This is a genomic window from Ruegeria sp. AN6, assembly GCF_056540425.1.
In genome coordinates, this window is sequence record NZ_JBQFWR010000009.1 from 65,321 (window position 1) to 78,876 (window position 13,556).

Annotated in this window: 9 protein-coding genes and 1 pseudogene; 3 read left to right on the forward strand and 7 right to left on the reverse strand. The window is 54.5% G+C overall.

Annotated elements, in window-relative coordinates:
- Window positions 1-2: 2 nt before the first annotated feature.
- From ACR0MQ_RS14760 to ACR0MQ_RS14770, 3 genes are all read left to right on the forward strand, one after another.
- Window positions 3-1,709 carry a peptide ABC transporter substrate-binding protein gene (locus ACR0MQ_RS14760; protein WP_010442802.1) on the forward strand — a complete coding sequence of 569 codons (1,707 nt, stop codon included), beginning with the start codon at window positions 3-5 and terminating at the stop codon, window positions 1,707-1,709.
- Between the two features lie 91 nt (window positions 1,710-1,800).
- Window positions 1,801-2,808 (forward strand): ABC transporter permease, encoded by a 1,008-nt coding sequence (locus ACR0MQ_RS14765; RefSeq protein ID WP_010442803.1) that lies wholly within the window; start codon window positions 1,801-1,803, stop codon window positions 2,806-2,808.
- Window positions 2,801-3,781, forward strand: a complete 981-nt coding sequence (locus ACR0MQ_RS14770) for an ABC transporter permease (RefSeq protein WP_170775653.1) — start codon at window positions 2,801-2,803, stop codon at window positions 3,779-3,781. The genes ACR0MQ_RS14765 and ACR0MQ_RS14770 overlap by 8 nt, the downstream gene beginning before the upstream one ends.
- A 6-nt stretch (window positions 3,782-3,787) precedes the next feature.
- Here the strand turns inward: ACR0MQ_RS14770 and ACR0MQ_RS14775 are convergent, their stop codons facing one another.
- The 7 genes and pseudogenes from ACR0MQ_RS14775 to ACR0MQ_RS14805 all read right to left on the reverse strand — a co-directional run bounded on the left by ACR0MQ_RS14775 (window position 3,788) and on the right by ACR0MQ_RS14805 (window position 13,553).
- Entirely contained in the window at window positions 3,788-4,924 is a 1,137-nt protein-coding gene (locus ACR0MQ_RS14775) for an MFS transporter (RefSeq protein WP_170775652.1), read from the reverse strand.
- Window positions 4,925-4,993: 69 nt separating this feature from the next.
- The gene (locus ACR0MQ_RS14780) at window positions 4,994-6,271 is read right to left on the reverse strand and encodes a DUF3422 family protein (RefSeq protein ID WP_480609023.1); all 1,278 of its coding nucleotides are present in this window, start codon (window positions 6,269-6,271) and stop codon (window positions 4,994-4,996) included.
- Window positions 6,272-6,377: 106 nt separating this feature from the next.
- Window positions 6,378-6,734: pseudogene (locus ACR0MQ_RS14785) on the reverse strand (VOC family protein).
- A gap of 308 nt (window positions 6,735-7,042) precedes the next feature.
- Window positions 7,043-7,888 carry a hypothetical protein gene (locus tag ACR0MQ_RS14790; protein WP_217354360.1) on the reverse strand — a complete coding sequence of 282 codons (846 nt, stop codon included), beginning with the start codon at window positions 7,886-7,888 and terminating at the stop codon, window positions 7,043-7,045.
- 76 nt (window positions 7,889-7,964) lie between these two features.
- On the reverse strand, window positions 7,965-9,611 hold the full coding sequence (locus ACR0MQ_RS14795) for an arylsulfatase (RefSeq protein ID WP_170350277.1): 1,647 nt from the start codon (window positions 9,609-9,611) through the stop codon (window positions 7,965-7,967).
- Window positions 9,612-10,160: 549 nt separating this feature from the next.
- On the reverse strand, window positions 10,161-11,450 hold the full coding sequence (locus ACR0MQ_RS14800) for a hypothetical protein (protein ID WP_480609026.1): 1,290 nt from the start codon (window positions 11,448-11,450) through the stop codon (window positions 10,161-10,163).
- A 648-nt stretch (window positions 11,451-12,098) separates the two neighbouring features.
- Window positions 12,099-13,553 carry an NAD(P)(+) transhydrogenase (Re/Si-specific) subunit beta gene (locus ACR0MQ_RS14805; RefSeq protein ID WP_170476605.1) on the reverse strand — a complete coding sequence of 485 codons (1,455 nt, stop codon included), beginning with the start codon at window positions 13,551-13,553 and terminating at the stop codon, window positions 12,099-12,101.
- Between the last annotated feature and the right edge of the window lie 3 nt (window positions 13,554-13,556).

Consider the following 13,556-nt stretch of genomic DNA (forward strand, 5'->3'; position numbering starts at 1 on the left):
TGATGAAAATCAAAACCCTTTTGCTTGGTGCGATTGCAAGCACGGCAATGGCCCCGATGGCCATGGCCGAGCGCGGATCGGACGGCAATGTCAGCATCATTTATTGGCAAGCACCGTCAATCCTGAACCCGTTCCTGTCGGGTGGCACCAAGGATGTGGAATCAGCTTCTTTGGTGATTGAGCCCCTGGCCCGGTACAATCAAGACGGCGAGATGGTTCCGTTTCTGGCATCCGAGATTCCAACGGTTGCAAATGGTGGCGTCAGCGAAGACCTGACCTCAATCACCTGGAAAATCGCGCCGGGAATTACTTGGTCAGACGGCACACCGTTCACCTCAGCTGACGTTGTGTTTACCGCAAATTATTGCATGGACCCAGAAGGCGGTTGTGCGCAGGTGACCAAATTTGAAGGCGTCACCAACGTTGAGGCTGTCGACGATCTGACTGTCAAAGTCACATTCGATGCGCCGACTCCGTTCCCCTATGGCCCGTTCGTGGGTGGCGAAAGCCCGATCATCCAGGCGGCCCAGTTCGCGGATTGCATGGGGGCCAAAGCACCCGAATGCACCGAGCAGAACTTTAACCCGATCGGCACCGGCCCATTTGTTGTCACCGAATTCAAGCCCAATGACGTGATCACCTTCAAGGCTAACGACAACTATCGCGACCCGGCGAAACCAGCCTTTGCAACCGTGACCTTCAAAGGCGGCGGCGACGCGACAGCAGCTGGCCGTGCGGTGATGGAAACCGGCGAGTTTGACTATGCCTGGAACCTGCAGCTGGCACCTGAAGTCATCGCGCAAATGCAGGAAGGCGGCAAAGGTACTCCGGTAGCAGGCTTTGGTCCGCTGGTTGAACGCATCATGCTGAACCAGACCAACCCATCGCCAGATCTGCCGGAAGGCGAGCGTTCAACTGCAACGCATCCGCATCCGTTCCTGCAGGATCCGGCCGTATATAAGGCGATGTCGCTGGCCATCGACCGGCCACTGCTGGTTGAAATCGGATACGGTCAGGCCGGTAAGGTCACCTGTAACTGGGTTCCCGCACCTGCGGCGGTGAATTCCGACACCTTCAGCTGCGACACGCAGGACATAGAAGGCGCGAAAAAGCTGCTGGATGATGCCGGCATCGTCGATTCCGATGGCGACGGCGTTCGTGAAAAAGACGGCGTGCCACTGAAAGTGGTCTATCAGACCTCGACCAACGCCGTCCGTCAGGACTTCCAAGCGCTGATCAAAGAGTGGTGGAGCCAGATCGGCATCGAAACCGAGCTGCGCAATATCAACGCATCTGTCTTCTTCGGCGGTGATCCGGGCTCGCCCGATACCTTCCAGAAGTTCTACGCAGACGTTGAGATGTATGCGAACACCTTCAATGGCACCGATCCGCAGTCCTATCTGGGCAACGGCCTCTGCGATAAGGCGCCCAAGCCGGAAAGCCAGTGGCAGGGTGAGAACATCAGCCGTTTCTGCAACGCAGACTATGACAAGCTGCACGCACAGCTGGCCGAAACCGCTGGCGCGGATGAGCGCGCGCAGATCGCGCGTCAGCTGAATGACATCATGGTCGAAAACGGCGGTATGATCCCGCTGGTTCACCGCGGCCGTCTGTCGGCGCACGCAAACACTCTGGGTGGTGTTGTCCTGAATGTTTGGGACAGCGAGCTGTGGAACATTGCGGACTGGTACCGCAAGACAGGTTCCTAAGCGTTAGCCTTGCAAAACCGCGCCCCGAACTTCGGGGCGCGGTCATTTGCAGACCACTCCAACAAGAAGACGCATATAAAGGCGCCTCTTAATGCTCAACTTTACCATTCGACGACTGGTGCTGGCGGTTCCGACGCTTCTGTTCATCAGCCTCGTCATCTTCCTGCTCCTCGAACTCGCACCTGGCGACCCGATGGCGCAGGTCCCGCTCACCGTTCCCCCCGAAGTCAAAGAGAAGATGCGCGAGGCGCTTGGCCTCGGTCAGCCGATGCATATCCGGTTCTGGAAATGGATCGTGCAATTCTTCTGGATTGAACCGCAGGTGCTAATCGATGCGATGTTTGGCACGACCTTTTCCGAAGGTGATCTGCGTGTGATTTCGTGGCAGACGCGTTCGCCTGTTATGGACATCGTCGTTCAGCGTATCCCGCAGACCCTGTGGGTTGTTGGCACCGCCTATGTGGTTGCCATCCTGATCGCCCTGCCCATCGGCATCTATTCCGCGTACCGCCAGTATTCCTGGTTCGACCAAATGGGCACATTCGTGTCAATGGTCGGCTTCTCGGTTCCGCCCTTCTTCTCGGGCGTGCTGGTGATCGTAATCTTCTCGGTCCAGCTGGGCTGGTTCCCGTCGATCTATGACACCACCCTAGTGGTCAACAGTTGGGACAGTTTCATGTTGCAACTTAAACAGATGATCATGCCGGTCATGGTTTTGGCGTTGCAGATCACCGCACAACTCAGCCGGTTCATGCGCGCTTCGATGCTGGACAATCTCAATCAGGATTACGTCCGTACCGCGCGTGCCAAGGGCCTCAGCGAGTACACCGTGGTCATGGTCCATGTCCTGCGCAACTCGATGATCCCCGTGGTAACCGTGATTGCACTGGGTATCCCGGCCATCTTCGGCGGCGCCATCATCACCGAGCAGGTGTTCAAGGTGAACGGTATCGGCCAATTGCTGATCGGGGCCATCCAGGCCAATGATCTGCCGATGGTGCAGACGCTAACCTTCATCTTTGCGGTGCTGATCGTGCTGTTCAACCTGATCGCCGATGTGCTCTACGGCATTCTGGACCCGAGGATTCGCTATGACTGATCATGATCGTACCGATACGCTGGTCCCGGACGAAGGACTTGCGCCCGCCTCGACCGCTCTGCCAACCACTGACGTTATGGAAGAGCTGACTACGCCACCCCGCAGCCAGTGGCGCGATGTCTGGGACCAGTTCAAAACCCACAAAGGCGCGATGATCGGAGCAATCCTGTTCATCTTCATCGTCGCTGGGGTTTATCTGGGCCCATTTCTTTGGAGCATTGATCCGACGCAAATCGACATTCGCGCGCGGAACCAAGGCCCCAGTTGGGCACATCCCTTCGGGACCGACCAATTGGGCCGCGATATTCTGGCGCGGATGATGTCGGGCGGGCAGACCTCGGTTTCAGTGGGCATCACCGCGATGCTGCTGGCGCTGTTCCTTGGATCGTTGATTGGGGTTGTTGCCGGATTCTTCAAACGCCTTGATGGGCCGCTGATGCGCCTGACCGATTTGTTCCTGGCCCTGCCTCTGTTGCCCTTGTTGCTGGTGATGATGCTGCTGTTCCGCGAGCCTTTGTCCGCTGCATTCGGACTGGAACGCGGGATCTTCATCCTGATCGTCTGTGCGATTGGTATCACCTCATGGATGCCCACCGCCCGGATCGTGCGCGGCGATGTGTTGGCAATCAAGGAACGTGAGTTCGTTCTGGCTGCACGGTCCATCGGCACCAGCAACACGCAGATCATCACGCGGCATATCCTGCCGAACGTGTTGTCTCCAATCATGGTGTCTGCAACCTTGGGTATCGCGACCGCGATCATCACAGAAAGCGCTCTATCCTTCCTCGGCCTCGGCTTCCCGCCGGACTTCCCGACATGGGGTCGCCTGCTTTTCGACGGCGTCGACTATTTGCAGCAATACCCCGAGCGCGTGTTCTGGCCCGGACTTGCAATCTCGCTGACCGTGTTGAGCGTGAACTATCTGGGCGACGGACTACGCGACGCGCTCGATCCGCGTATTCGCGGACGCTAAGCAACTTCAGTCGGCGCGCTTCAGCGCGCCGGCTAGTACAATGATCAGGACGGCCAGCGGCAACAGAACCGCAAACGCCAATCTCAAGGTCATCAATTCCGCCAAGAACCCGATCAGGGGCGGCCCGATCAACAACCCTCCGTACCCCAAAGTCGCAACACTGGCGATCGCCTGCCCCGGTGGGACACGCGGATCATTTGCGGCACGACTAAAAGCCAAAGGCATGATCACAGCATAGCCGAGCCCCATCAGGGCGAACCCTGCCAGAGCGAGCCCTGCCTCACTGGCTGATACCACGGTATACACACCCAGTGCAGCGCAGATGCCGCCAAAACGTGCCGTCGCCACGGGTCCAAATCGGGAAATTACAAAACCGCCCGCCAATCTAAACAGCACCATTGTTACCGAGAAAACAGCATAACCTAGCGCTGCAATGCTCTCAGCGGCGCCTGTCACGTCACGCAGGAAGATCGCACTCCAATCTGCCACCGCGCCCTCACCCAAAGCTCCACAGAGTGCCGTAAATCCAACCAGCACCAAAGCACCGGAAGGCAATGCAAAAACTGATCCTTTCTTGGCTTCCGACCGACGAGACGTCCATTGCACCCAGGACAAAGCCAATGCCAGCCCCACAACGATGCCCCCTGCCAGCAGGAAATGCTGAACCACGCTCAGCCCCATTTGAACCGCTGCATAGCCGCTGAGAGCCCCTAGCCCTGCGCCGAGGCTCCACATTGCATGGAACGATGACATGACTGGTTTGTCATAAGCCTGCTCAACTTCGGCGGCCCAAGCGTTCATGGCTACGTCCATCGAACCGTGAAATGCACCAAATACGAACAGGAACGCGGCCAGCGCCCAGAACCCATTCGCAAACGCCAACAGGATCAGCGAGGCAGTATAAAGAACCGCGATAATCCGCGTGATCGCCACAGCCCCAAACCGATCCGTCAGTTTCCCGGTGATAGGAAAAGAACAAACCGCTCCTGCTGCCATAAACAGTAGGCCATACCCTAGTGCCTCGTGACTTAGTTCCAGCCGGTCGCGTACCGCTGGAATGCGCGAGGCCCAAATGCCAAACAAAGCACCATTTAGGATGAACATGGCGGCGACTGCGCGCCATGCGGCCAATATACCAATCACGGATTACCCTCGAGAATTTTGCCAAATTATGACGGTTCTACAGGTCCTCCGGCATTTGGCAAATACCGTCTATTCCAACCGCTTGCGAATTTGACGTACGGCAAGCCAAACTCCCAGTACGACCGGGACTGTCACCACTGCTGTCAGGATCCCCTTGCTGATCCCGATCTTCGTCAGTGGATACAGAAAGTAGCTAACAAGCGAGACCGCATAATAGCTGATTGCCACCACTGAAAGCCCTTCGACGGTGTGCTGCAACCGCAACGCCAGATCGGCGCGTCGGTCCATGCTTTCCAGCAAGGCCTGGTTCTGCGCGCTACGCTCAACATCCACCCGGGTCCGCAACAGCTCACCCGCCCGAATGGCGCGGTCGGATAAGGCTTGCAGGCGACGTTCGGTGGCTTTCACAGTTCGGATCGCAGGGTCATACCTGCGCATCATGAAGTCAGCAAAGTTCTGACGACCCTGAAACCGTTCCTCGCGCAGAACTGTTATCCTCTGGTTGACGATCGCCTCATAGGCTCCGGTCGCCCCAAAACGGAACGAACTGCGCGCGGAAATAGTTTCCAACTCGGTCGAGGTTGACAGCAATTGCAACAACAGATCGTCGGGGGCTGCGGATTCATCGGTCATCTGGACCATCAGATCAGACAGTTTCTTATCAAGTTCACCGATGCGCGGCATCAGGTCTTTGACGCGGGCGAAGCCAAGCATGGACATCGCTTTATAGGTTTCGATTTCGCAAAGACGCTGGAGAATTCGACCTGTTCTGCGTTGACCGGCAAATTTCGAAACAAACAGCGCAAACCGCATGTGACCGGCCGGGTCGATACGAAAATCGCTGGCGCAAATCGCCGAGTCATCCAGAACGCTAGCCACAGCCAGGCTCTCAGGCTCGAACCAGTCCGACAGCGCTTGCGTGACCAGGGCATCCTCTGACCGCTCGACCACACGCATCATGATCGAGGTGATCCGCCGCCCCGGGCTAGCCATCAGCCAATCGGGCGGGAACACTTCGAAATCCGCGGGATTAAAAGCCCGATCACTGACATTCTGCGCAATGGCCGTGTATGTCACAAACTCGGTATGCTGCTCCCATTTCAGCCAATGGCGCCCGATTTGACCAGCATAATGCGTCGCGCCTGGCTGCGGGTGCTGCGCACCATGGCGATTCAGCAAGTCGATCAGATGCGCCATATCCAGATTGCGATCCCGGGCCGCTGCGGCATCCGTTTTCTTGATCGCCAGAAATACCACGGTGCAGGGTGCTGAAGCCACCGGAAAGGGTCGCGCATGCAGTTCATTGGCCAGCGCATAGCGCAGCGGATGGTCATCTATCGGAGTCATGGATCATTCCCCAAGGCTTCCGGCACTATACGCAGCTCACGGAATACATCAATTATCTTTTTATTTCATATAGTTACGAGGATACAATGGTATACAACCCGCTATGTCATTGATTTGGCTGCCAGAGCTCGATGGGGTTCCCCTCGGGATCGTGAATGCGTGCGAATTTGCCAACCTCGCTATCCCAATCAGGATGCGTATCAACCGTGATTCCGGCGCTCTTTAGCTGAGCAATCATGGCATCCAAATCATCGACACGAAAATTGATCATCCATTGCTGATCAGCCCTGCCGAAATAGTCGGTATCGTGCGCAAACGGCGCAAACACGGTATAGCCTTCACGCTGTTTCCAGGGGACGGGGTCGTAGTGATTAACTCCCAGATGCTACTCATACCACGCACTCAGAGCCTCCGGATCTTTAGCGCGAAAAAACACGCCACCTATGCCATTCACTTTCTGCATCTGAATCCTCCCAACAATCGCCCAACGTCACCGTGATACCATATCCGCTTGCTTCATCTGGCCCCAAATACTCCAGGGGGTCCAAGGGGGCAAAGCCCCCTCAATCAAAAAAGAAAAGGGCGCCCCAAGGCAAGGCCCTATAGGTAAATGTTGAAAGAGGCTGAGAGTTCAGCCTCTTTTTCTTTTTTTGCTCCGATTGAGACGATGGAAAATTGACACCAACTAACTTGCATTGGATTTTGGTGCAGCGAAAGACCTCACAACGCGAGAGCGGAAGACATGGAGGTAGTTGGAAAAAGGCATTACCTTCAAAATTGAGTATTGAAGCCAGCAAAGATCTGCCATTTTGCCTGCCCTGGCCCTTTGCTCGCAACTGAGTACTGCGGTTCGACAAATACGTTGTAGGTGATGTCCTTCTTTTTGAACACTTGCCCGATACCCAAGCCGATTGGCACATTATAGCTGTCCGATTCAAAATCGTAGGTCATTATTGGCGCTGACCTTAGGTATGTCCCTCCACCGAGTTGGTAGAACAGAAAAGGTTGAAAAGCTCCGATATTTACATCCTTTGCATCACTGTCTCCGGCAAAACTGGCTTGCCAAGTCAGAAGGTAACCGTATTGGAACTTCGGTGACGACGCATTGAACAATACGTTCGCGATACCGGCTGACCATCTTTCAGATCCAGACCCATCCGTCGAACCTGTTGGCGCGGTTAATTGAGGACCAACACCAAAGCTAACAGCCGGTTTTCCAATATCTATTAGATAAGCAGCAAAAACGTTGAGGTCACCAACGCCAGTCGTTTTCCCACTTTGTGCCGGGAATGAATTTAAAGGCAAAGAGGCCCTTATAACCCAATTTGTGTTCCCCAAGCTCAAAGGTTGCGCATACCTGAGCCAAAACTGATTGCCAGTTTGGTCCGTTCCGGAAATATCGCCAATATAGTAGTTCTGAACGTTGACCGCTTTGAAATTTGCCAGCGGATTATTCGCTTGAGCTGCTGCTGTGGCCGCGTCGTTCTCCTGTGCAACCACAGAATTGCCTGTTGCCGTAGATACTCCCAGAAAGACGAGAAGGCTAAAGAAGAACCTAGCAAGGAAATTCCGGGTCGAAGTTAAATTTGTACCTGAAGCCTTCAGATTGGTCTGCACCTTGCCACTCCTTGACCCACTCGACTGTGTCATCGAAGTGTCGAGGCGCCGCATAACGACGCCTCAACCATTTGCATCAATTCCCGGTTGGAAGGCTTAGCGAGAACCCGTCTTTTTCCAGCTGGTCTCGCACAGTCTTGAACCGGTGATACTCGGTAAGAGTAATCGGACCAGAATATGACTCGCTCTGAACTGGACGCGGCGGATACTCAATGTAGGTTTTTACCACACGTTCAAGTTCCCCCATCAGCGTTGGAACTGTCCAAGTGTTCTCACGCCCGGTTGTCATGAAGATGTCATACCGCTCCATGGGGTCTTCCCACAGGTTGAACACCTGCGGAACGGTGGCAACGTACTTTTCAGCACCGCGCCAACCCAATTCGGCTGCCGGGGCTTCAGAACCGGCCCGCGCACCGTTGTCGCCACGCATGTTGAAGACAGCTTTCCATTCGTTAACGCGCACCGCGCCCGGCGAAAGTTCATTTTCTGTAAAGTATGCCCAGGAGTTGCGCTGCGGATCAGCCTCTCCAAACAGGACTGGAGCCATATCGATGCTGTCAAAGATCGTCGGTTGACCTTCCCGGTCTTCGGTCGGCAACGGCACTCCTGCAAGGCTCGCAAAGGTGGCCATCAAGTCAGTACCACCGGTAATGTCGCTCGACTTCGAATCCGGCGCAATTTTACCTGTCCATTTGGCGAAGAACGGTACGCGGTACGCTCCTTCCCGGTCGGTTCCCTTAGTTCCGCGAAACGGTGTCATGCCAGCATCAGGATGCACATCCTGCCAGGCGCCATTATCAACAGTGTAAATGATCAGGGTATTTTCCCCAATTCCAAGATCTTCCACCTTGTCGAGGATTTGACCAGTGTGGAAATCAAGCTCGACCACCTTGTCACCGTACTTGTTCTTTACCGCCGACTTACCCACGAAATCAGGCGACGGCAGGTTGGGCTGGTGGTTTGCAGCCCAGTTGATCGACATGAAGAACGGCTTGTCCAGACCAGCAAGACGCTCCAGTTCCGCCACTGCCTTTTCTGCACCAACCTTGTCCAACGCAGCTAGATCTGCGGTTGTCATGTCTTCAATGGTCAGCACTTCTTTGGCAGGCTCACCAGCTACACCTTCAAATACGCCAGTGGTGTTCTCTTTATAAAATGCCCGCTGATCATCGGACATCTGCACATTCCAGTCGTCCAGAGCATAAGTGTACGCGTTCAAGTGATAGAGGAATGTATTCTCCATCTTGTCATAACCATGGGCAATTGGCATGGCGTAATCCGCTTCACCGAGATGCCACTTACCCATGAAGTAAGTGTTGTAATCAGCCTGTTTCAAAACAGACGCAATCGTCCATTCTGCCGCCGGCAGTCCACCGCCTTGGCCCTGAAAGGCGACCGTCGTCATGCCCGAGCGGTTCGGGTAACGCCCAGTCTGCATTGCTGCACGTCCGGGTGTGCAGGAAGATTGAGCGTAGAAGTCCGTGAACATCATCCCCTGCTTGGCCATTTGATCAAGGTTGGGGGTGTCCATGCCACGCGCTGCGCCACCATGATAGGCACCAAGGTCCCAATAACCAGTATCATCAGAAACGATCAGAATGATGTTGGGTTTGCTCCCGTAGGTCGATAGCGATGTCGGATCGAAATCCTGAGCCGTCGCGGAGATCGCAAAAGTACAAAAGAAAGCAGCCAAAGGCGTGGCAACTTGGTGAGGCTTAATCATGTTAGTCTCCTTCTCGGGAAAAGCATCAAAGTTAAGAAATAGCGCCCTTTTAACGGTCCATATACCGTGCAGGACACAACGCGCCTTGGGCTATTCCGAATAGCTTCCTATTCTTGTGGGTAGATCAGACTTTCGCAGCGCCGTTTAATCACCCTAAAAAACTAGACGATGCTTCGACTGCCTTTAGATGTTCCTGATGATCGTTTTCGGGAACTTCTTGCGTCGTTTTAATGTCCAAACCAACGATCCACTTATTTGATCGATCTAGCCCACGAATAGGGCTTGTTTTTCCCGCAAACGAGTTTGACCGCCTCATCTTAACCGAAGGTTGTCAGTGGAAAGCGGTTAAGAACCGACAACAAAGATTACAATATTTCGATTCTAGAATTTGTCAAAAAATTCCTCTTGTACGAACCCAGAAATAGACTTCGTCAAACGTGGAGGAGAAAGAACTGGGCCCACTACTACAAAAAGCGGAGAGAGATATTGGTACGAAAATTTTCGACCGCTCAAATGCTAAAGTAAACAGCGGCTTTGCGCTTGCCAAGTTCAGAAACTGAAGAGATCCCGATCATACACAAAGCCCTTCGCAATACCGAGTTTCATAGCTGGGCTTTTGTGTTCTTTTACCATGAGGTCGGTGTAGTTATGGGCAAACCTCAAGATGTCCACCAGCTTCATAACCATCACCGGATTGTAGTACTGCTTGTAGTACCAAAGACTTCTACGGCCCGAGGTTGCCAAGCCACGCTCAAATCCCATGACCTTAGTTCGTGCCCGAGCGTGATACATGTCCACCGGATGTGTTCCCGCCCGAACCGCGAACTGGGCCATGTGGGCAAAGTCTAATCGTGTTGGGTCAGTGCGGAAAATCACCCGCTTATGCGGCTCATTGATGAAGTGGAACGGATAGTGAATGCCGGCCGTTTCAGACTGACCGGTATGATCCATTAGGAGCGCCCTGATATCGGAGAGTGCCATATTGCCGAAGGAAGCTTCCAAAAGGTACTCCATGGCGCCGTCCTGTGGTCTGGGGACAGCCTGATCACCGTCTCCAGGCAAGAACCCTGCCTGACGCATCAAATACTCCACGCGCTCTAATTCCCTGTTACCATCAGCCACAAACCCCAGGCGCCGCGGATGGCTTTCATTCTTTGCTATGGTGACGTCTGCAATCCGCACCACTCTCTTCTGCACTTCATTTTTGAACACAGCCAAAAAGGCTGAAGAGACACCCGTATCGCGGTCGACTGAAAAGTTCAGCAGTCGATACTTCCGACCGATCTTCTTCTTGAGCAGCATGATATGCGCAAACTCGGCCGCGTCTTGTCGAACCCTAGCGGCCATCTCAAGGAGCCTGATATCGTCATCAAGCTCTCTCGGTTTTTTGTTACGATGCCACCTACTTGATTTTGGGTTGGTCGCCTCGTGTCGTTTGCAAATGTACTCGATGTACTCACTGGCAAACCAAATCCGAGCGTTCTCCCGCATAGAACGAGGTTTTTCTTTGTCTCCGATAATATCCATCGCCTTTTCGACGGCAAGCGGGTGAACGTCAGGATCAACATCTGTTGTAGACGCAATGACATACTTGCTGTCGCTGTGGACGGTACACATGTGGCGCACTTCTACCAGTTTACGAATACCTTTGTCGGGCCAGTTCACCTGAAGGATTTGTGTGTCCGTGGCGAAGTGAGGACAGTCACCTTCAAAAACTTCGGGCAGTCGTTTCTCCCGATCTGCTGCAAACGCTTGGCATTGCTCGTGGATGAAGTCGATCTTCGAATAGACTTCCGGAAGTGATGTATCGAGTAATCGTGAGATAGCTGAAAGCGTCACGCCATTAACCAGCGATCTAAAGACTTTACCATTTAGGTCGCTACGCTTATGTCGCCTCGTCGAGCGACCAATCGAAAAGGTCTTCTTACACGCTTTGCATTGATATCTTGGTCTCCTTTGGCCGTCTTACCGAACTTTCGATACCGGCTCGGCATAAGCTCAACGGTCGCTCCATGATTGATACATGCAACACTCGGACAACTTTCACGTTTTGTTCTTCTATTCAGGCGAGAGAGCCTTGCGTATTCTTCCGCCAGAGCCTTGTTGGACTTGAGGATGCTAGACCGTCCGCAACTTGGGCAAACATAGGTGCGTTCATCTCCAGAACCGGAGACCTTGCCCCGCGCCATGTTCGAACCAGGAGTAGCTGGTCGACCGCGCCCATCTCGTGGGTCAGGTAATACGCCGTAAAGGTCACAAATTGGATTGCGGCAAAAATTGACTGAGAAACCTCCAGGCTGGCGAGGAAGCCGAGTTCTCATTTTGTTCGCAGATTTTTGCGAAGCCTTCTTGGGTTTCGGCACGTCACAAGCTCTTATTTCTAAACGAAAACGACCAACACCCTAAATGCTGGTCGATAGCTCGTCAACATTTACCTATAGTGGCTTGGCCCCAAGGCGCCCTTTGCAATTTGGTCATGTCCCGTGATCAGTCGATCATTGGCAACAGCTTGTCCAAGGACGCCTTGGCATCGCCATAGAACATGCGGGTGTTTTCCTTGAAGAACAGCGGGTTTTCGATACCCGAATATCCGGTGCCCTGACCGCGTTTCGACACAAACACCTGTTTGGCTTTCCAGCATTCCAGAACCGGCATCCCGGCGATCGGGCTGTTGGGGTCCTCCTGCGCCGCAGGGTTCACAATGTCGTTCGAGCCGATGACGATGGCGACATCCGTGTCAGGGAAGTCATCATTGATCTCGTCCATTTCCAGAACGATATCATACGGCACCTTTGCCTCGGCCAGCAGAACGTTCATATGGCCAGGCAGACGACCAGCAACTGGGTGGATCGCAAAGCGCACGTTCTTGCCTTTGGCACGCAGCTTACGGACCAGTTCACTGACCGATTGCTGCGCCTGCGCCACGGCCATGCCGTAACCGGGGATGATGACGATGCTATCGGCGTCGTTCAGAGCCGCAGCCACGCCGTCAGCTTCAATCGCTACCTGCTCGCCTTCAACAGCCATCTGTTCACCCTGAGGGCCGCCAAAGCCGCCCAAAATCACGCTCACAAAGTGACGGTTCATCGCCTTGCACATGATGTAGGACAGGATCGCACCAGACGAGCCCACCAGCGCACCAACCACAATCAGCAGGTCGTTGCCCAGCGAGAAACCAATGGCCGCCGCTGCCCAGCCCGAATACGAGTTCAGCATCGACACAACCACCGGCATGTCGGCACCACCGATGCCCATGATCAGGTGATAGCCGATAAACAGCGCCGCCAGCGTCATCAGGAACAACGGGAAGAAGCCACCGGTCGAGGTGTACCAAACCAGGCAGATCAGCGAGAGACCCGCAGCCGCCGCGTTCAGCGCGTGACCGCCGGGTAGCTTGGTCGCAGCCGAAGTCACCTTCCCGGCCAGCTTGCCATAGGCCACGACTGAGCCAGTAAAGGTGATCGCACCAATAAAGATGCCCAAGAACAGTTCTACGTGCAGGATCGCCAGCTCGGCCGATGTTTTCTTAGCAATCAGCTTGGCAAAGGCGCCCAGATTGGACAGGTCCGCTTCTTTCGCGCTGTCAGCAATAGCCATGACTTGCGCCACGTTGCCAATCTCAAAATGCGCATTGAAACCCACGAACACAGCCGCCAGACCGACCAGCGAGTGCATCGCCGCCACAAGCTGCGGCATCTCGGTCATCTGGACGCGCTGCGCCACGTACTGACCGATCAGACCGCCGCCGACGATCAGCAGCAGCGACAGCAACCACAGGCCGGACCCCGGGCCAACCAGCGTGGCAAAGACCGCCAGCGCCATACCGACGATGCCGTACCAAACCGCGCGCTTAGCGCTTTCTTGGTTCGACAGACCGCCGAGCGAAAGGATGAACAGAACAGCCGCAACAACGTAGGCGGCAGTAGTGAAGCCAAATTCCATTTG

Coding starts and splice junctions, on each gene's coding strand:
- ACR0MQ_RS14760 (WP_010442802.1), top strand. CDS start 3: ATGAAAATCAAAACCCTTTTGCTTGGTGCGATTGCAAGCACGGCAATG.
- ACR0MQ_RS14765 (WP_010442803.1), top strand. CDS start 1,801: ATGCTCAACTTTACCATTCGACGACTGGTGCTGGCGGTTCCGACGCTT.
- ACR0MQ_RS14770 (WP_170775653.1), top strand. CDS start 2,801: ATGACTGATCATGATCGTACCGATACGCTGGTCCCGGACGAAGGACTT.
- ACR0MQ_RS14780 (WP_480609023.1), bottom strand. CDS start 6,271: ATGACTCCGATAGATGACCATCCGCTGCGCTATGCGCTGGCCAATGAA.
- ACR0MQ_RS14795 (WP_170350277.1), bottom strand. CDS start 9,611: ATGATTAAGCCTCACCAAGTTGCCACGCCTTTGGCTGCTTTCTTTTGT.
- ACR0MQ_RS14805 (WP_170476605.1), bottom strand. CDS start 13,553: ATGGAATTTGGCTTCACTACTGCCGCCTACGTTGTTGCGGCTGTTCTG.